This window comes from Streptomyces sp. NPDC006259 (assembly GCF_042870975.1).
Lineage (GTDB): Bacteria > Actinomycetota > Actinomycetes > Streptomycetales > Streptomycetaceae > Streptomyces.
The window spans coordinates 444,721-463,148 of sequence record NZ_JBIAHY010000001.1; the positions used below are offsets into that span (position 1 = coordinate 444,721).

The 18,428-nt window shown below is 73.6% G+C and carries 14 protein-coding genes; 10 read left to right on the top strand and 4 right to left on the bottom strand.

Annotated features, from left to right (window positions below; translation table 11 throughout):
• Window positions 1–9 precede the first annotated feature (9 nt).
• Together ACFYO5_RS01995 and ACFYO5_RS02000 are read left to right on the top strand one after the other, a co-directional pair.
• Window positions 10–747 (top strand): class I SAM-dependent methyltransferase, encoded by a 738-nt coding sequence (locus ACFYO5_RS01995; RefSeq protein WP_388703087.1) that lies wholly within the window; start codon window positions 10–12, stop codon window positions 745–747.
• Window positions 748–840: 93 nt separating this feature from the next.
• On the top strand, window positions 841–1,926 hold the full coding sequence (locus ACFYO5_RS02000; RefSeq protein ID WP_388703090.1) for a S1C family serine protease: 1,086 nt from the start codon (window positions 841–843) through the stop codon (window positions 1,924–1,926).
• A gap of 205 nt (window positions 1,927–2,131) precedes the next feature.
• Here the strand turns inward: ACFYO5_RS02000 and ACFYO5_RS02005 are convergent, their stop codons facing one another.
• Entirely contained in the window at window positions 2,132–2,344 is a 213-nt protein-coding gene (locus ACFYO5_RS02005; protein ID WP_073497036.1) for a hypothetical protein, read from the bottom strand.
• Window positions 2,345–2,458: 114 nt separating this feature from the next.
• Here ACFYO5_RS02005 and ACFYO5_RS02010 point away from each other — a divergent pair, with 114 nt between their 5' ends.
• On the top strand, window positions 2,459–3,670 hold the full coding sequence (locus tag ACFYO5_RS02010) for a bifunctional adenosylcobinamide kinase/adenosylcobinamide-phosphate guanylyltransferase (RefSeq protein WP_388703093.1): 1,212 nt from the start codon (window positions 2,459–2,461) through the stop codon (window positions 3,668–3,670).
• A gap of 217 nt (window positions 3,671–3,887) precedes the next feature.
• On the opposite strand, the gene ACFYO5_RS02015 is transcribed toward ACFYO5_RS02010, so the two are convergent.
• Window positions 3,888–4,844 (bottom strand): class I SAM-dependent methyltransferase, encoded by a 957-nt coding sequence (locus ACFYO5_RS02015; RefSeq protein WP_388703096.1) that lies wholly within the window; start codon window positions 4,842–4,844, stop codon window positions 3,888–3,890.
• A gap of 148 nt (window positions 4,845–4,992) precedes the next feature.
• Here ACFYO5_RS02015 and cobT point away from each other — a divergent pair, with 148 nt between their 5' ends.
• The gene (gene cobT, locus ACFYO5_RS02020; protein ID WP_388703099.1) at window positions 4,993–6,153 is read left to right on the top strand and encodes a nicotinate-nucleotide--dimethylbenzimidazole phosphoribosyltransferase; all 1,161 of its coding nucleotides are present in this window, start codon (window positions 4,993–4,995) and stop codon (window positions 6,151–6,153) included.
• A gap of 185 nt (window positions 6,154–6,338) precedes the next feature.
• Here the strand turns inward: cobT and ACFYO5_RS02025 are convergent, their stop codons facing one another.
• Complete coding sequence (locus ACFYO5_RS02025; RefSeq protein ID WP_388703101.1) at window positions 6,339–7,103, bottom strand: hypothetical protein; 765 nt, start codon at window positions 7,101–7,103, stop codon at window positions 6,339–6,341.
• Window positions 7,104–7,164: 61 nt separating this feature from the next.
• Between ACFYO5_RS02025 and ACFYO5_RS02030 the strand changes: the two genes are divergently transcribed.
• On the top strand, window positions 7,165–7,971 hold the full coding sequence (locus ACFYO5_RS02030; RefSeq protein ID WP_388703104.1) for an adenosylcobinamide-GDP ribazoletransferase: 807 nt from the start codon (window positions 7,165–7,167) through the stop codon (window positions 7,969–7,971).
• Between the two features lie 55 nt (window positions 7,972–8,026).
• Here ACFYO5_RS02030 and ACFYO5_RS02035 read toward each other — a convergent pair whose 3' ends face one another.
• Entirely contained in the window at window positions 8,027–8,833 is an 807-nt protein-coding gene (locus ACFYO5_RS02035) for an endo alpha-1,4 polygalactosaminidase (protein ID WP_388703107.1), read from the bottom strand.
• Window positions 8,834–9,219: 386 nt separating this feature from the next.
• Here ACFYO5_RS02035 and ACFYO5_RS02040 point away from each other — a divergent pair, with 386 nt between their 5' ends.
• The 5 genes from ACFYO5_RS02040 (at window position 9,220) to aceE (ending at window position 18,255) form a co-directional block, all read left to right on the top strand.
• A complete protein-coding gene (locus ACFYO5_RS02040) occupies window positions 9,220–10,746 on the top strand; it encodes a leucyl aminopeptidase (protein WP_388703110.1) in 1,527 nt (508 codons plus the stop codon).
• Window positions 10,747–11,037: 291 nt separating this feature from the next.
• Window positions 11,038–12,426: a dihydrolipoyl dehydrogenase gene (lpdA, locus tag ACFYO5_RS02045; RefSeq protein WP_356559088.1), complete on the top strand. Its 1,389-nt coding sequence runs from the start codon at window positions 11,038–11,040 to the stop codon at window positions 12,424–12,426.
• 75 nt (window positions 12,427–12,501) lie between these two features.
• A complete protein-coding gene (gene sucB, locus ACFYO5_RS02050) occupies window positions 12,502–14,349 on the top strand; it encodes a 2-oxoglutarate dehydrogenase, E2 component, dihydrolipoamide succinyltransferase (protein WP_388703113.1) in 1,848 nt (615 codons plus the stop codon).
• A gap of 256 nt (window positions 14,350–14,605) precedes the next feature.
• Window positions 14,606–15,229, top strand: a complete 624-nt coding sequence (locus ACFYO5_RS02055; protein WP_356559092.1) for a GntR family transcriptional regulator — start codon at window positions 14,606–14,608, stop codon at window positions 15,227–15,229.
• Between the two features lie 323 nt (window positions 15,230–15,552).
• The gene (gene aceE / locus ACFYO5_RS02060) at window positions 15,553–18,255 is read left to right on the top strand and encodes a pyruvate dehydrogenase (acetyl-transferring), homodimeric type (RefSeq protein ID WP_388703116.1); all 2,703 of its coding nucleotides are present in this window, start codon (window positions 15,553–15,555) and stop codon (window positions 18,253–18,255) included.
• The last annotated feature ends 173 nt before the right edge of the window (window positions 18,256–18,428 follow it).

Sequence of the window (18,428 nt, forward strand, 5' to 3'; positions counted from 1 at the left end):
CGGGAGCTGGTGGCCCGGCAGCTCGACGAACAGATAGCCGCGCGTTATCCGGTCGGGCAGCGGCTGCGCGTGCTCGACGTGGGCATGGGCCAGGGCACGCAGGCACTGCGGCTGGCCCGGCTCGGCCATCAGGTGACCGGCCTGGAACAGGACGCCACGATGATCGCCGCGGCCCGTGAGGCGCTGTCCGGGGAGCCCGAGGGCATCCGGGCCCGCATGCGGATCATGGAGGGCGACGGCCGGGACACCGGCGTGCACTTCGTGCCCGGCAGCTTCGACGTGGTGCTCTGCCACGGCGTGCTCATGCACGTCCAGGAGCCGGATCCCGTTCTCGCGGGCCTCGCGCGCGTGCTGGCCCCCGGCGGGCTGCTGTCCCTCCTGGTGCGCAATGCCGACGCGCTGGCCATGCGGCCCGGTCTGGCCGGCGACTGGGCGGGGGCGCTGAGCGCCTTCGACAGCACGGCGCACATCCCCCGTTCGCGGACGGATCCGGACGGGGGGACCCCCGCGCGGGCGGGCCACGACGTCCGCGCCGACCGCCGGGAGACCCTGACCGCCACCCTCGCGGGGATCGGGGCGCCGCTGCACGCCTGGTACGGCGTACGGGTCTTCACGGACACCGCGGTGGACGGGGCGGATCTCCCCGAGGACCTGGAGCCGCTGCTGGCCGCGGAGGAGCGGGCGGGCCGGACGGACCCCTACCGCGGTGTGGCGGGCCTGCTGCATCTGTGCGGGGTGCGGGGCTGAGAGGTCCCCCCGTAGGGTCTGGCGGGTGGTGCGGCGCGCTCGTTCGGGTGAGCTGCGCGAGCCGGGGGTCCGCTCCCTGGTGAGACTCGGGGCATGGATGCTTCCCGTACGCGCGCCTGGACAGCCGTCGTCGCGGCGGTCGTCGTGAGCTGCCTCGGGGGGCTGGTCGCCGGATGCTCCGGTGCCGGGTCCCCGGCCGAGGAAGGCGTCACCCGGCAGCCCGCCCGCACCGCTCAGCCGGCGGCCGTCACCCGGGCCGACGACCTGCAGAGCGCCTACCAGAAGGTGATCCGGGACGTCCTGCCGTCGGTCGTGCAGATCGAGGCGAGCCGCGATCTCGGGTCCGGGGTCGTCTACGACGGTGCGGGACACATCGTCACCAACGCGCACGTCGTCGGGGACGAGAAGACCTTCCGGGTGACGACCGCGCACAGCGAGGACACCCTCGCCGCCACGCTCGTCTCCTCGTACCCCGAGCAGGACCTCGCCGTCATCAAGCTGGACCGGGTGCCCGAGGGGCTGAGGGCGGCCCGCCTCGGGGACTCCGGCAAGGTCGAGGTGGGCCAGATCGTGCTCGCCATGGGCTCTCCGCTCGGCCTGTCCTCGAGCGTGACGCAGGGCATCGTCTCGGCGACCGGACGGACCGTCAGCGAGGGAAGCGCCGAAGGGGGCACGGGCGCGACGATCGCCAACATGGTGCAGACGTCCGCGGCCATCAACCCCGGCAACAGCGGTGGCGCCCTGGTGGATCTCGACGGCGAGGTCATCGGGATCCCGACCCTCGCGGCCACCGACCCCGGGCTGGGCCAGGGGGCGGCGCCGGGCATCGGCTTCGCGATCCCCGCCTCGATGGTGCGCACCGTCGCCGACCAGATCGTGCGCAACGGCAAGGTCACCGACTCCGGGCGGGCCGCGCTCGGCATCACCGCACGGACCGTCGTGGACGACGACTACCGGGCCGCGGGGGTGGCGGTGGTGGAGGTGACCAGGGGCGGCGCGGCCGACCGGGCGGGCCTGCGGGCGGGGGACGTCATCACCGGGCTGGGTGACACCTCGGTCACCACGATCACCTCGCTGGCGGAGACCCTGGCCGGGATGCGGCCCGGCGAGCGGACGACGGTCACCTTCACCCGTGGCGGGGACGAGCGGACGGCCGAGGTGACGCTGGGCGAACAGTGACGGGCCGTTGACAGGCCGGTCGGGGCGGTCCACCAGGGGGCGGTTGCTGGGGCGGGCGGTCGACGGCGGGGCGGCCGACGGGGCGGGTGGTCGGCGGCGGGCGGTCGACGGCGGGGCGGCCGACGGGGCGGGCGGTTTACGGCAAAGCGGTCGACGGGGCGGGTCGGGGTGGCCGTCGACCGGCCACCCCGGGCCGGAGTCCGTCCTACGACTCGTCCGCGTGCAGGTTCATCGGGCCGTAGATCTCCGTGGCGTCCTCGAACAGCCGTACCTGGTCCGCGCCGCCTTCGAGCAGGGCCTTCCAGTGCTCCCCGAGCCAGGACTCGGCGTCCCCCTGCGTGGTGAACTCCTCCGGCTGCACCGCGGGCTGGACCTCCGTCCCGTCGGCCTTCTCGAACCGCCACGTCCATGCCGCCATGTACGCCTCCAACGTGTGAGCACATGCAGAGCAGAAGCCGGATCTTGGTCCGGCTCCTGGCACGCAGCCTAGCCGGATGCGCAAGACGCGGTCGGACGCGCGAAAATCAGCTCCGTGGAAGTGACTCTGCTCGGTACCGGTGCCCCCGCGGGACTCCCCCGCCCCGACTGTCCGTGTGCCGTCTGCGCGACCTCCCTCGGGGTGGACGCGCGGGCGGCGACCGCGGTGCTCCTGGACGGGACGCTGCTGCTCGACCTCACGCCGGGCGCGGCCTTCGCCGCGGCGCGCTCCGGGCATTCCCTGGGCGGCGTACGGCAGGTGCTGCTGTCGCATCCGCACGACGGGCCCGCCGTCGAGGTGCCGGCCGGGCTGCCGCAACCCGGCCGGGTGCCGGACGGACGGGAGTTGACCCATCTGACGGGGCATCGGGTGCGCGCGGTGGCGATGGACGCTCCCGGTACGGGCTACGCCGTGACCGGCCCGGACGGGCAGCGGCTGCTGTACCTGCCGCCGGGCGGCGCGCCGGCCGGTCTCCAGGAGGGCGGGGAACCGGCCGAGCGGTACGACATGGTCCTCATCGACGTGGTGGGGCGCCCGGACGCGCTGGCGAAGCTGCGGGCGGTGGGCGCGGTCGGGCCCACCACGGACGTCGTCGCCGTCCATCTGGACCACGACGCGCCGTCGGGCCCGGAGTTGCGGCGTCGGCTGGCCGCGGCGGGGGCGCGGGCGGTGCCGGACGGTTCGACGCTGACGGTCGGGGTGTACGAGGAGGTGCCCGACGTGCCACGGCGGACCCTGGTGCTGGGCGGGGCCCGGTCGGGGAAGTCGGTGGAGGCCGAGCGGCGGCTGGAGTCCTTCCCGGACGTGCTGTACGTCGCGACCGGCGGATCGCGGGGCGGGGACGGCGAGTGGGCGGCGCGGGTCGCCACGCACCGGGAGCGGCGGCCGGGCTCGTGGCGGACGGTCGAGACGTGCGACCTCGTGCCCCTGCTCGCGCAGGACGGGGCGCCGCCCCTGCTGATCGACTGCCTGTCGCTGTGGCTGACCGACGCGATGGACTCCGTCGGTGCGTGGGACGACGCGGTGTGGGCGGACGGGGGTGAGCGCGAGCTGCGCGCACGGGTGGCGGAGTTGGCGGGGGCGGTCCGCGGTACCCGGCGACCGGTGGTGCTCGTGTCGAACGAGGTCGGCTCCGGGATCGTGCCGGCCACGGCGTCGGGGCGGCGGTACCGGGACGAGCTGGGACGCCTGAACGCGGCGGTCGCGGCGGAGTGCGAGGAGGTGCTGCTGGTCGTGGCGGGCCAGGTGGTGACACTGCGCGGGTGAGGCGCCCGCCCGACGCTCAGGTGGCGGGACTACGCGAGGTGAGCGCCCGCCCCACGGCCACGCGGCGGCACTACGCGAGGTGAGGCGCCCCGCCCCACGGCCACGTGGCGGCACTACGCGAGGTGAAGCGCCCGTCCCGCGGCCACGTGGCGGGACGCCGAGGGCTGGGGCCGCAGCCCTCGGGCGGTGCCTGGGTCGGGTGGTGGCTGTCGCGGTGTCAGTTCTTGCGGGCGATGACTCGGTACGTGTTCGAGAAGCGGGTGTGGCGGAGGAGGGGGGCCAGGGCGTGGTCCAGTGCGGTGGCCACGGCGACCAGGGGGGTGGCGGCTCGCAGGAGGGCCGTACGGGGGGACGGGACCGACCGGGACAGGGACAGGGCGAGGGCCGCCGCGAGGTCGTGCGGGACGTGGGCCCCGCTGCGGTCGGCCGTGACGATCGTGCAGCCCTGGAACTCGAGTTCGGCGCGCAGGTTGCGCAGCGGGATCAGGTGCAGGTGACGCGGCTGCCCGTGGGCCACCCACCACTTGCCGAGCAGCGCGGCGAACGCGCTGTGCGGATCGGGCAGTTCGAGGAGCAGGTGCCCGCCGGGCCGCAGCGCGGCGAGAGCGGCGCGGAGTTCCGCGCGCGGGTCGAGGGTGTGCTCCACATGGCCGAGCATGCTGACGACGTCGTAGCGGGCGCGCAGCCGTGCGGTGGTCGCGGGGTGGGTGAGCCGTCCCTGGTGGGCCTCCTCCACGCGGCCGGCCTGCTGGGCCCGGACGACCCGCGGGGTGGGGTCGACGCCGTCGAAGGAGGTGTAGGTGAAGACCTCCTTCGCCGCCTCGGGGAACAGGGCGTCCCCCGTGCCCACGTCCAGCCAGCTCTCCGGCTCGGGGAAGGGCAGCATCGCGCGGGCGGTGGCCACCAGCCGGCTCCGGCGGGTGCGCAGGGCGAGGACGCGTTCGGCGGAGTCGCCGGGCAGGCCCCTGGCCGGAGGGAGGTGGTAGAGGGCGAGTCCCTCCGCGGTCAGCCGCGGGTTCTGGAAGATGTGCGCGCAGTCCAGGCATTCGTCGACGGCGAAGGTGCCCGGCCGGTGATGGAGCAGGTCGGGCGCGCGCAGACGGTTGCGCAGGCGCTTCGAGCCGCACCAGGGGCAGGTGTCGCGGCGCGGCTCGTGGATGGGCCTGGGGGGCATGAGCGGCTCCGTGGAGGGCGTCGAAGGGCGCGGCAATTCACAGCAAAACGGAACGTATGGGATACCGATCTTGGGTGCAAAGACGTCATGGGGGTGTGGTGCGGATGTGGCGCCGATCCGTTCGATCGGTGCCGGTACTGTTCGGCGAATGAGTTCGCTGAATCTCGACGACTTCACCGATCTGATCGAGCGCCCCGACGGCGGCGTGCGCCGCGACGCGGAGGCGCGCCGGGAACGTCAGACCGTGCCGCCCGGATCGCTGGGCCGCCTCGACGACCTCGGTGAATGGCTGGCGGCGGCGCAGGGTTCGGTGCCCGTGCGGCCGGTCGTACGACCGCGGGTCGTGCTGTTCGCCGGCGATCACGGCGTCGCCGCGCTGGGCGTCTCGGCGCGGCCCGCGGGCAGCGCGGCGGAGCTGGTGCGGGAGGTCCTGGAGGGCGGCCGGCCGGTGTCGGTGCTCGCCCGCCGGCTCGACGTCCCCGTGCGGATCGTGGACATGGCGCTGGACTGCGAGCCGGACGTCTTCCCCGAGGGCGTCGTGCGCCACCGGGTGCGGCGCGGCAGCGGTCGTATCGACATCGAGGACGCGCTGACCGCGGAGGAGGCCGAGGCGGCCTTCCTCGCGGGGGTCGCGGTGGCCGACGAGGAGGCGGACTGCGGTACGGACCTGGTCGTGCTCGGCGACGTCAGCGTGGGCGGGACGACGGCGGCCGGCGTGCTGGTGGCCGCGCTGTGCGGGACCGACGCGTCCGTGGTGACCGGGCGGGGCGGCCTGGAGATCGACGACCTGGCGTGGATGCGCAAGTGCGCCGCGATCCGCGACGCGCTGCGGCGGGCCCGGCCGGTGCTCGGGGACCAGTTGCAGCTGCTGGCGACCGTCGGCGGTGCCGACCTGGCGGCGATGACCGGCTTCCTGCTCCAGTGCGCCGTACGGAAGGTGCCGGTGGTGCTGGACGGCGTCGTGGCGGCGGCGTGTGCGCTGGTCGGGCAGCGGATCGCGTTCCGGGCGCCGGACTGGTGGCTGGCCGGGCAGCGCAGCGGGGAGCCGGGGCAGGCCAAGGCGCTGGACCGGATGGCGCTGGAGCCGCTGCTGGACCAGGGCGTGACCGTGGGCGAGGGCGCCGGAGCGCTGCTGGCCCTCCCGCTGGTGCAGGCGGCCGCCGCCCTGGCCGCCGAACTGCCCGAGAAGCCACAGAAGCCTCAGGAGCCCCACGGGTCCCAGGAGCCGGAGAAGACCGCAACCGCCGAGGCCCCAGCCGCCGAGTCCGAGTCCGCCGCGGACTCGGACGAGACGCTCGGCAGGGAGTAGACGGAGCGCTCGGCACGGAGTGGACGCGCTCGGCACCGCGTGGGCGGGGCGCTCGACACCGCGGTGGGCAGGACCGCTCGGCACCGCGTGGGCGGCGCGGGCGGCGGCGCGGCGGCACAGGGCACGCTGTACGCGCGCGTGGGCCCCGGCGACGTCAGCGCCGCGCGCACTGGTGTGGGGGCGCCTCAGTGGTGGTCGGCGGCGCGGCTCAGCTCCGCGTCGGTCTTGCCGCCCAGCCAGTCGCCGAGCACCCGGCGGGGGCCGGCCCAGCGTCGGTCGTGATGGTAGGCCCGCAGGACCGCCTTGGCGCGGGCGCGGGGGCGCCTGCGGTAGAAGCGGCGGGCCCACGGGGAGTCGGGGCGGGCCACCCGGACGAGCCCGAACAGGGCGACGAACGGGACGACCACGCTGAAGACCGCCAGTTTGGCCTTGCCCTTGCTCAGCACGGCCAGCGCGAACAGGAAATTGACGACCACGGTCGAGATCACGCTGCCCCGGTCCTGGAGTTCCTCGTCGCTGAGGTCGTTGACGCCGAACGGCGAGAAGCCGACCAGCACCAGGCCGACGAGGGCCGCCGTCAGGACGACGGCCTCCACGCTCTTGCGGCCGGCCTCCGTCCAGTACACGTCGTCCAGGTGCAGGACCAGCGCGAACTCGTCCAGGACCAGACCCGCGCCGATGCCGAAGACCACCGCGCAGGCGGCCGAGCCGAAGCCGTGCCGGCCGCTGGCCACCGCGCCGAAGCCGCCGACGACGGCGAGCACGATGCCCGGGACCACGTGGTGGATGTGCACCCCGCCCGCGCTGACGTTGCCGAACGGGCCCTTGCCCGCGCGGATCAGGCGGGTGATGACCCGGGTGATCAGGAAGGTCAGGACGAAGGAGGTCAGGGCGATGAGCAGCGGCAGCTTGCCCGGCTCCACGATGTTCCGCTGCAACCAATGTCCCATGAGAGCATTTTCTTCCCCCGCTGCCGAGGGCGCCCGTCCGACTGCCCGGTAACCTGCGCCGGTGTCCACCACCCCGCCCTCGCCGCCCTCGCCGCCCTCGCCGCTCGACGGGATCCGCTTCGCCTTCGGCACCCTCACCGTGCTCCCGGTCCGGGTGACCCGCTGGGACCGCGAGGCCGCGCGCGGGGGCATGCTCGGCGCCCCGCTGGCCGGGCTGGTCGTCGGCGGCTGCGCGGCCGGGCTCGGGCTGGCGCTGCTGGCCCTCGGCGCGGGCCCGCCGCTCGCCGCCGTCGCCTCCGCCGCCGTACCCGCCGCCCTCACCCGCGGTCTGCACCTCGACGGGCTGGCGGACACCGCGGACGGGCTGGGCAGCGGCAAGCCCGCGGACGACGCCCTGCGGATCATGAAGCAGTCGGACATCGGGCCCTTCGGCGTGCTCACCCTCGTCCTCGTCCTGCTCGCCCAGGTCGCCGCGCTGAGCCAGCTCTACGGCGCCTCGTGGGCCCGGGGCGCCCTCGCGGCCGTCGCCTCCGCGGTCGCCGCCCGGCTGGCGCTGACCCTCGCCGCCCGCGCCGGAGTCCCGGCCGCCCGGCCGGACGGGCTCGGCGCGGCGGTCGCCGGGGCGGTCCCGGTGCGCGGCGCGCTGGCCGTGACGGCGGGCTGCCTCGCCGCCGCGGCGGCCTGCGGCGCCCTCCTCGGCCCGTACGACGCCGTCCGCACCGCCCTGGCGGTCGCCCTCGCCCTGGCCGCCGCCGAACTGCTGCTGCGCCACTGCACGCGCCGCTTCGGCGGGGTCACCGGCGACGTCTTCGGCGGTCTGGCGGAGACGGCTGCCACGACGGCACTCGTGGCCCTCTGCCTCGGCTGAGGACCGTCCCGCTCATCCCGGTGGGTGGGCGCGGCGATGACGGGAGAACCCTCGGCTAACAGGCCTCACGCCACGCCGTGAGTTCGTACTTCTTCAGCAGGGAACTCAGCCCCAGCCGACGGGAGTCGGCGCAGAAGCGGCTCGTGGGGAGTTCGTACTCGACGTGGAAGACGGCCTTGCCCGCCTCGACGAACGGAGTCGTCCGCGCGCACTCGCCGTACTGGGCGCACTGCTCGTTGACCGCGAAGTCGAAGTCGTCCACGAGGTCGGGGATCTGGTCGAGGTCGTTCTTCAGACCGACGGACAGGCCCCGGTCGTGGGCGAGTCGGGCGATCAGCCGGTTGTAGCGGAGCTGGTCGGCGGCCGTCAGCGGGAAGCCGGTGCTGTTCCGGTAGCCGTCCATGTTGTCCGGTTCGACCGCGTCGAAGCCCTTGGACCGGCACATGTCGAGACGGGCCTTCATCAGGGGTTCGAGGACGTCCGTGCGACGGATGTCCAGCCAGCGCTCCCCCTCCCAGCCGTTGCCCTCGCCCAGGACCGCCCTCGGGAACTTCCCCGCGTCCGGCCGCCAGTCCTCCCAGGCGCCGGTGGACAGGTAGCAGATGACCTTGCGGCCGTCGTCGTGCAGCCGGGCGACGGCCGCCTCGCTCTGGTCGAAGCCGTCGACGTCGTACACGGGCACGTCCACGGAGGTGTCCAGACGGCCCCTCAGCTGCCACTGCCAGCCGATGCCGGGGCCCGGCCGCCAGCGGTCCGGCTCCGCCGGCCCGTCGTCGGGCCCGGACGCGCAGCCGGCGAGCAGCGACACAAGGACGGTCAGCAGGACGGTCGACAGGGCGGTCGGCGGGATCAGGCGTCTCACGGACGAACTCCAGGATGGGCGGCGGCGGCTCCCCGCATGATCTCCCGCGGCCGTCCGGCCCGCGGCACCGCACCACACCGCCCCGCCCCGCACCGCCTCGCACCACACCGCCCCGCCCCGCACCCGAGAGAGGCGACCGCGTCCCCCGAATGCGAGGATCGGGCGGTGGCCACGCCGCCGACGACAGGTGAGCGCTCCCGTGCGGGAGCCGACGCCCACGCACGCGTACGCTCGTTGCGGGGTCTCCGCGCCGGTCCGCCGCGCCGGCGAGGCCGACCCCGGTGACGACCGCGTCCCCAGCCCGGATCTAGGGTCGGCTGTCGGGCCCGGTCGACCCACACACATCGGCCACCGCAACTCCACATCGGAAGCGAGAAATCACCACCGTGACTGCTCTCACTCTCAGCACCGCCGCGGCGCCCGGCCTGCGGGCCGACGCGATCGTGATCGGTGTCGCCAAGGGCGCCGACGGCCCCGTCGTCACATCGGGCGCCGAGTCCGTGGACCAGGCCTACGACGGCCGGCTCGCCGGCGTCCTGGAAACCCTCGGTGCCGTCGGCGCCGAGGGCGAGGTGACGAAGCTGCCGGCCCCGGCCGGCTTCAAGACGCCTCTCGTGCTGGCGGTGGGGCTGGGCGCGGAGCCCGAGAAGGACGCCTCGTACGACGCCGAGGCGCTGCGCCGCGCCGCCGGTGTGGCCGCCCGCACCCTCGCCGGTTGCAAGAAGGCCGCCTTCGCCCTGCCCGTGGCGGACGCCGCCGACCTCGGCGCGGTCGCCGAGGGCGTGGCGCTCGGCGCCTACTCGTTCGACGCCTACAAGGAACAGGGCAAGGACGCCAAGGCGAAGACCGGCAAGGCCCCGCTCGCCGAGGCCGTCCTGCTCGGCGGCAAGCCGCGCGACGCCGCCCACAAGGCCGCCCTCGTCCGCGCCGCCGCGGTCACCGAGGAACTCAACCGCGCCCGGGACCTCATCAACATGCCGCCGAACGACCTCGACCCCGAGGCCTTCGCCGCCGTCGCCCGGACCGCGGCCAAGGAACACGGCATCAAGGTGCAGGTCCTCGACGAGAAGGCCCTCGCCAAGGGCGGCTACGGCGGCATCCTCGGCGTCGGCGCCGGCTCGGCGGCACCCCCGCGCCTGGTGAAGCTGTCGTACACCTCCTCCAAGGCACGGAAGCACCTCGCCTTCGTCGGCAAGGGCATCACCTACGACTCGGGCGGCATCTCCCTCAAGCCGGCCGGGCACAACGAGACGATGAAGTGCGACATGAGCGGCGCGGCGGCGGTGTTCGCCGCCGTGGTCGCCGTCGCGCGTCTGGGCCTGGACGTCAACGTCACCGGCTGGCTGGCGCTCGCCGAGAACATGCCGTCCGGCTCGGCCACCCGCCCGGGTGACGTGCTGCGGATGTTCAGCGGCAAGACGGTCGAGGTCCTGAACACCGACGCCGAGGGCCGGCTGGTCCTCGCGGACGCGCTGTGGGCCGCCTCCCAGGAGAAGCCGGACGCCATCGTGGACGTCGCGACCCTGACCGGCGCGATGATGCTGGCGCTGGGCAACCGGACGTTCGGGATCATGGCGAACGACGACGCGTTCCGCTCCGCGCTGCACGAGGCGGCCGAGGAGGTCGGCGAGCCGGCCTGGCCGATGCCGCTGCCGGAGCACCTGCGCAAGGGCATGGACTCCCCCGTCGCCGACATCGCGAACATGGGCGAGCGGATGGGCGGCGGGCTCGTCGCCGGTCTCTTCCTGCGGGAGTTCGTCGGCGAGGGCATCACCTGGGCGCACCTCGACATCGCGGGGCCCGCGTTCAACGAGGGCGGGCCGTTCGGTTACACGCCCAAGGGCGGCACGGGTACGGCGGTGCGGACGCTGGTCCGGCTGGCCGAACTGACCGCGGAGGGCGATCTCGGCTAGCCCCCGGAGGCGCGGGGACTGTGCGACTGATCACTCGGCCGGTCGCGCCCGCGCGGCGCGGCCGCGGATCGGCACAGTCCCGCGCCCCTGGCGGCTCCGCTCACCCTCGCCACAGGTGAGCGTGGGGTGTCTCACACCCCGGCCCGGCGTCTCGTTCGTCTCCCACAAGTGCGAAGATGGGGCTCGGCAGGACAGGGCCCACACCACAGGGCCGAAGAAGAGCGGCCGGACACCAGCCGCCGCCCGGTCACCGCAGACCGGCGTACGGCGCACATGCATGGAGGACGTGACGTGGCGAACGACGCCAGCACCGTTTTCGACCTAGTGATCCTCGGCGGTGGTAGTGGCGGTTACGCCGCGGCCCTGCGCGGGGCGCAGCTGGGCCTGGACGTCGCCCTGATCGAGAAGGACAAGGTCGGCGGCACCTGCCTGCACCGGGGTTGCATCCCCACCAAGGCTCTGCTCCACGCGGGCGAGATCGCCGACCAGGCCCGCGAGAGCGAGCAGTTCGGTGTGAAGGCCACCTTCGAGGGCATCGACATCGCCGGGGTCCACAAGTACAAGGACGGTGTCGTCTCCGGCCTGTACAAGGGCCTCCAGGGGCTTGTCGCCTCCCGCAAGGTGACGTACATCGAGGGTGAGGGCCGCCTGTCCTCCCCGACCTCCGTCGACGTCAACGGACAGCGCGTCCAGGGCCGCCACGTGCTCCTGGCGACCGGCTCCGTGCCGAAGTCGCTGCCGGGCCTGGAGATCGACGGCAACCGGATCATCTCCTCCGACCACGCGCTCGTCCTGGACCGGGTGCCGAAGTCCGCGATCATCCTGGGCGGCGGTGTCATCGGCGTGGAGTTCGCCTCCGCGTGGAAGTCCTTCGGCTCGGACGTCACGATCGTCGAGGGCCTCAAGCACCTCGCCCCCCTCGAGGACGAGAACTCCTCCAAGCTTCTTGAGCGCGCGTTCCGCAAGCGCGGCATCAAGTTCAACCTGGGCACCTTCTTCTCGAAGGCCGAGTACACCGCCGACGGCGTCAAGGTCACCCTGGCCGACGGCAAGGAGTTCGAGGCCGAACTCCTGCTGGTCGCGGTGGGCCGCGGGCCCGTCTCCGCCGGTCTCGGCTACGAGGAGCAGGGCGTCGCGATGGACCGCGGCTACGTCCTGGTCGACGAGTACATGCGGACGAACGTCCCCACCATCTCCGCCGTCGGCGACCTCGTGCCGACGCTCCAGCTCGCGCACGTCGGCTTCGCCGAGGGCATCCTGGTGGCGGAGCGTCTGGCCGGTCTCAAGACCGTCCCGATCGACTACGACGGCGTGCCGCGGGTGACGTACTGCCACCCGGAGGTCGCCTCCGTGGGCATCACCGAGGCCAAGGCCAAGGAGATCTACGGCGCGGACAAGGTCGTCGCTCTCAAGTACAACCTGGCGGGCAACGGCAGGAGCAAGATCCTCAACACCTCGGGCGAGATCAAGCTCGTCCAGGTGAAGGACGGTGCCGTGGTCGGCGTCCACATGGTCGGCGACCGCATGGGCGAGCAGGTCGGCGAAGCCCAGCTGATCTACAACTGGGAGGCGCTGCCGGCCGAGGTCGCGCAGCTCATCCACGCCCACCCGACGCAGAACGAGGCGCTCGGCGAGGCCCACCTGGCCCTGGCCGGCAAGCCGCTCCACTCGCACGACTGACCCTCGGTCGACGAAGCGATTCCGCGACTCCGCGACGACACAGACTTCCGCAATTCGTAAGGAGCAACCGAAACCATGGCGGTTTCCGTAACCCTTCCGGCGCTCGGTGAGAGCGTCACCGAGGGCACTGTCACCCGCTGGCTGAAGGCCGAGGGCGAGCGCGTCGAGGCCGACGAGCCGCTGCTCGAGGTGTCGACCGACAAGGTCGACACCGAGATCCCCTCGCCCGCCGCCGGCATCCTGGCGTCCATCAAGGTCGCCGAGGACGAGACCGTCGAGGTCGGCGCCGAACTGGCCGTCATCGACGACGGCACCGGCGCCCCGGCCGACGCCCCGGCCCCGGCCGCCGAAGAGGCGCCGGCCGCCGAGCAGGTGGCCCCGCCCGCTCCCGAGCCGACCCCGGCCGCGGAGCCCTCCACCGAGCAGGCGGCTCCGGCCCCGGCTCCCAGCGCCGAGGCCGCCTCCGGCGGCGGCTCCGCCGAGGGCACGGACGTCGTCCTGCCCGCGCTCGGCGAGTCCGTCACCGAGGGCACCGTCACCCGCTGGCTGAAGTCGGTCGGCGACTCCGTCGAGGCCGACGAGCCGCTGCTCGAGGTGTCCACGGACAAGGTCGACACCGAGATCCCGGCGCCCACCTCCGGTGTGCTGCTGGAGATCACGGTCGGCGAGGACGAGACCGCCGAGGTCGGCGCGAAGCTGGCCGTCATCGGTGCTCCGGGTGCGGCTCCGGCCGCTGCCCCGGCGCCGGCCGCCCCGGCCCCGGCTGCCGAGGCTCCCGCGCCCGCCGCTCCGGCTCCGGCTGCCCCGGCTCCCGCGCCCGCCGCTCCGGCTGCCCCCGCGCCCGCCGCCCCGGCTCCGGCCGCCCCGGCTCCGGCCGCTCCGGCCCCGGCTCCCGCCCCGGTCGCCGCCGCCCCGGCGCCGGCCCCGGCCCCGGCCGCCCCTGCTCCGGTCACCCCGGCCGCCCCGGCTCCCGCCGCCGCGCAGGCCACCGACGAGGGTGCCTACGTCACCCCGCTGGTGCGCAAGCTCGCCGCCGAGAACGGCGTCGACCTGGGCTCGGTCAAGGGCACCGGCGTCGGCGGCCGTATCCGCAAGCAGGACGTCATCGCCGCCGCCGAGGCCGCGAAGGCCGCCGCCGCCCCGGCTCCGGCCGCCGCCGCGCCTGCCGCCGCGAAGAAGGCCCCCGCGCTGGAGGCCTCGCCGCTGCGTGGCCAGACCGTCAAGATGCCGCGCATCCGCAAGGTCATCGGCGACAACATGGTCAAGGCGCTGCACGAGCAGGCCCAGCTGTCGTCGGTCGTCGAGGTGGACGTCACCCGGCTGATGCGGCTGCGCGCCAAGGCGAAGGACTCCTTCGCGGCGCGTGAGGGCGTCAAGCTCTCCCCGATGCCGTTCTTCGTGAAGGCGGCGGCCCAGGCGCTGAAGGCCCACCCGGCCGTCAACGCCCGGATCAACGTGGACGAGGGCACGATCACCTACTTCGACACCGAGAGCATCGGTATCGCGGTGGACTCGGAGAAGGGCCTGATGACCCCGGTCATCAAGCACGCGGGCGACCTGAACATCGCCGGCATCGCCAAGGCCACGGCCGAGCTGGCCGGCAAGGTCCGCGGCAACAAGATCACTCCGGACGAGCTGTCCGGCGCGACCTTCACCATCTCCAACACCGGTTCGCGCGGTGCGCTGTTCGACACGATCATCGTGCCGCCGGGGCAGGTCGCGATCCTCGGTATCGGGGCCACGGTGAAGCGTCCGGCCGTCATCGAGACGGAGGAGGGTACGGTCATCGGCGTCCGCGACATGACGTACCTGACGCTGTCCTACGACCACCGGCTGGTGGACGGGGCCGACGCGGCGCGGTACCTGACCGCCGTGAAGGCCATCCTGGAGGCGGGCGAGTTCGAGGTCGAACTCGGCCTGTAGTCGGCACACAGGGTCGTACGGCGCCCCCGCCCGGTTCTTCCGGGCGGGGGCGCCGTGCGTCGAGCGCCGAAACGGTGGGGAGCGGCCGGGGGCCGGGGCCGGGGCCCTGGGCGGGCCCGACGTAATGAACGTGTAAGTCTCGTCTCACCTGCGCCGCAGCACGCCCGCGCACTCCACCCGGGGAGCGAACCGGCCTTATTGTCTAAACGTCGAACGTGCCGGGGGCCGATGGGCGGCCCCTCCCTAAGGAGCCCTCATGACCGCGCCCGTCGTCCACTCGCTGCGCGAGCAGATCCGCGAGCACATCGTGGAGGGGATCGTCAGCGGGCGCTGGAAGCCGGGCGAGCGGATCGTGGAGCGGCGGATCGCCACCGAGCTGGAGGTCAGCCAGACGCCGGTGCGGGAGGCGCTGCGCGAACTGGAGTCGCTGCGGCTGATCGAGTCCGCGCCGAACAAGGGCGTACGGGTGCGGAACCTGACCGCGGCCGACCTGGAGGAGAGCTATCCGGTCCGGGCCGGTCTGGAGGCGATCGCCGCGGAGCTGGCGGCGCGGCGGCTGGCCGAGGACTGCTCGGCCCTGGAGCCGCATGTGGCCGCGCTGTACGAGGCGGACCGGGCGTCGGACGGGACCGGCCAGGTGCGGCACACGGTGGGCTTCCACCGCGAGCTGGTCCGCGCGGCCGGCAACTCCGTGCTGCTGCACACCTGGGAGGGGCTCGGCATCGAGGTGTTCACGGCGCTGTCGATCCGCTGGCTGGGCACGGTGCAGCAGTCCTACGCGGAGGAGCACGACGAGCTGGTGGCGGCCTTCAAGCGGCAGGATCCGCGGATCGCGGAGATCGTGAAGGCGCATGTGCTGGGCTGCGCGCCGCGGGCCTGACGGTGGTCGTCGTGCCGAGCGCGCCCGAGCCGCTGAGCGCGGGCTCGCTCATACGTCGCCGACCTGCGAAAACCTGTCGAAAACGAGGCACGCGGTGCCTTTGCCCAAGACACCGCGTGCCTACTTTCTCGTGATCAAGAGGTTTTCGTCCTCAACCCTTTGATCGATCATCGATCAGGGGGTTACAGTCGCCGACGGGCCGCGCCGCGGTGTCGTACCACGACGCCGCATCAGAGCCCCACCGCCCTGTCCTGCCAAAGACAAAGGGCACCCCCCGAACCCCTGCCGATGAGGGAACCCCTTCGACTGAGGAAGGCGGCGACATGACCGACCCCCACGCCATCCAGCCGAGCGCGCTCGACCAGCTCCCCGACCGGGACCCGGAGGAGACCGCCGAATGGCAGGCCTCGCTGGACGCGGTCGCCCAGGCGGCCGGGCCGCACCGTGCCGCATACCTGATGCGGCGCACCCTGGAGCGTGCCGAGGGCAACGGCATCGCGCTGCCCAAGCTGCTCGAGACGGACTACGTCAACACCATCCCCACCGCCGCCGAGCCCGCCACACCGGGTGACGAGGCGATGGAGGCCCGGATCACCGCCTGGAACCGCTGGAACGCGGCGGCCATGGTGACCCGCGGCGCGAAACACGGCGTCGGCGGCCACATCGCCACCTTCGCCTCCGCGGCCTGGCTGTACGAGACCGGCTTCAACCACTTCTTCCGGGGCAAGGAGGCCGACGGCTCGGGCGACCAGCTCTACATCCAGGGCCACGCCTCCCCCGGCATCTACGCCCGCGCCTTCCTCGACGGCCGCCTGAACGAGGGCCACCTGGACAACTTCCGCCAGGAGGCGGGCGGCAACGGCCTGCCCTCGTACCCGCACCCGCGGCGGCTGCCCTGGCTGTGGGAGTTCCCCACGGTGTCGATGGGCCTCGGCCCGCTCTCCGCGATCTACCAGGCGCGGTTCAACCGCTACCTGACCAACCGCGCCATCAAGGACGTCTCCGGCTCGCACGTCTGGGCGTTCCTCGGCGACGGCGAGATGGACGAGCCCGAGTCGACGGCGGCCCTCGCCCTCGCCGCCCGCGAGGAGCTGGACAACCTCACCTTCGTCATCAACTGCAACCTCCAGCGCCTCGACGGCCCGGTCCGCGCCAACTTCAAGATCGTGCAGGAGCTGGAGGCGCAGTTCCGCGGCGCCGGCTGGAACGTCATCAAGACGCTGTGGGGCACGGCCTGGGACGAGCTGTTCCGGCTCGACACCACGGGTGCGCTCGTACGCCGCCTGCGCCAGGTGCCCGACGCCCAGGTGCAGACGTACCAGACGCGCGACGCCGCCTACATCCGCCAGGACTTCTTCGGCGCCGACCCGGCGCTCGTCGAGATGGCGAAGCTGCTGAGCGACGACAAGATCCTCGAGTGCTTCCACCTCTCCCGAGGCGGCCACGAGGCGCGCAAGGTGTACGCGGCGTACAAGGCGGCCGTCGAGCACAAGGGCGCCCCGACGGTCATCCTGGCCCAGACGGTCAAGGGCCACACCCTCGGTGAGGGCTTCGCGTCGAAGAACGCCAACCACCAGATGAAGAAGCTCTCGGTGGACGAGTTCAAGGCGATGCGCGACCTGCTGGAGCTGCCGATCAAGGACGGCGAATTCGTCGACGGCGTGGTGCCCTACGGCCACCCGGGCGCCGACTCCCCCGAGGTCCGCTACCTCCAGGAGCGCCGCGCGGCCCTCGGCGGCCCGGCCCCGGCCCGCCGCACGCACGCACTGGCCCCGCTGCCGGCCCCGGCGGAGAAGGCGTTCGCCTCCTTCGACAAGGGCTCCGGCACGCAGAACGTCGCCACCACCATGGCCTTCGTCCGGCTGGTCAAGGACCTGGTCCGCGACAAGGAGACCGGCAAGCGCTGGGTGCCGATCGTCCCCGACGAGGCCCGCACCTTCGGCATGGAGTCGCTGTTCCCGTCGCTCGGGATCTACTCCCCCAAGGGCCAGACGTACGAGCCGGTCGACCGCGACCAGCTGATGTACTACAAGGAGGCCACGAACGGCCAGATCCTCAACGAGGGGATCACCGAGGCCGGTTCGATGGCCGACTTCATCGCCGCGTCCACCGCGTACTCCACGCACGGTGAGGCGATGATCCCGTTCTACATCTTCTACTCGATGTTCGGCTGGCAGCGCACGGCCGACCAGATGTGGCAGCTCGGCGACCAGCTCGGCCGCGGCTTCCTCGTCGGTGCCACGGCCGGCCGGACCACGCTGACGGGCGAGGGCCTCCAGCACGCCGACGGCCACTCGCCGGTCATCGCGGCGACCAACCCGGCCGCGCTGACGTACGACCCGGCGTTCGCGTACGAGATCGGTGTCATCGTCAAGGACGGTCTGCGCCGGATGTACGGCGAGGCGGCGCCGGGTGAGGACCCGAACGTCTTCTACTACCTCACCGTCTACAACGAGCCGATGCCGCAGCCCGCGAAGCCGGCCGTCCCCGGCATCGACGAGGGCATCGTCAAGGGCCTGTACCGCTTCAACACGGCGGAGTCGGCCGGTCTGGCCCCGGCGGCCGACGCCCCGCGCATCCAGCTGCTGGGCTCCGGTACGGCGATCCACTGGACGCTGAAGGCGCAGCAGCTGCTCGCCGAGGACTGGGGCGTGGCCGCCGACGTGTGGTCCGCGACCTCCTGGACCGAGCTGCGGCGCGACGCGCTGGAGGCCGACGCGGCGCTGCTGCGCGGCGAGGAGCGGCTGCCGTACGTCCGTCAGGCGCTCCAGGGCGCCGAGGGGCCGGTCCTCGCGGTCTCCGACTACATGCGCCAGGTCCCGGACCAGATCGCGCAGTGGGTCGAGCAGGACTACTCCTCGCTGGGCGCGGACGGGTTCGGTCTGTCCGACACCCGTGACGCCGCGCGCCGCCACTTCGGCGTCGACGCGGAGTCCATCGTGGTCGCGGCCCTCGCCCAGCTGGCCCGCCGCGGCGAGGTCAAGGCGACGGCGGTGAAGGAAGCACGCGAGCGGTACGGGCTGTAGGCCCCGGGGCTCGCCCGGCGAAGGGGGCGCGGCGGCTTCGGCCACCGCGCCCCCTTCGCGCGCCGCCCGGCCCGAGGGGCTCCGCCCCCCGGCCCCCGGGCCTGTGCCCCACCCGTGGGACACAGGCCCGGGACGGACGGGACGGGCAGGGGCAGGGCGGCGGGCGAGGTGCG

Coding starts and splice junctions, on each gene's coding strand:
- sucB (WP_388703113.1), top strand. CDS start 12,502: ATGGCGGTTTCCGTAACCCTTCCGGCGCTCGGTGAGAGCGTCACCGAG.
- ACFYO5_RS02005 (WP_073497036.1), bottom strand. CDS start 2,344: ATGGCGGCATGGACGTGGCGGTTCGAGAAGGCCGACGGGACGGAGGTC.
- ACFYO5_RS02015 (WP_388703096.1), bottom strand. CDS start 4,844: ATGCCCCCCAGGCCCATCCACGAGCCGCGCCGCGACACCTGCCCCTGG.
- aceE (WP_388703116.1), top strand. CDS start 15,553: ATGACCGACCCCCACGCCATCCAGCCGAGCGCGCTCGACCAGCTCCCC.
- ACFYO5_RS02055 (WP_356559092.1), top strand. CDS start 14,606: ATGACCGCGCCCGTCGTCCACTCGCTGCGCGAGCAGATCCGCGAGCAC.
- cobT (WP_388703099.1), top strand. CDS start 4,993: ATGAGTTCGCTGAATCTCGACGACTTCACCGATCTGATCGAGCGCCCC.
- ACFYO5_RS02000 (WP_388703090.1), top strand. CDS start 841: ATGGATGCTTCCCGTACGCGCGCCTGGACAGCCGTCGTCGCGGCGGTC.
- ACFYO5_RS02025 (WP_388703101.1), bottom strand. CDS start 7,103: ATGGGACATTGGTTGCAGCGGAACATCGTGGAGCCGGGCAAGCTGCCG.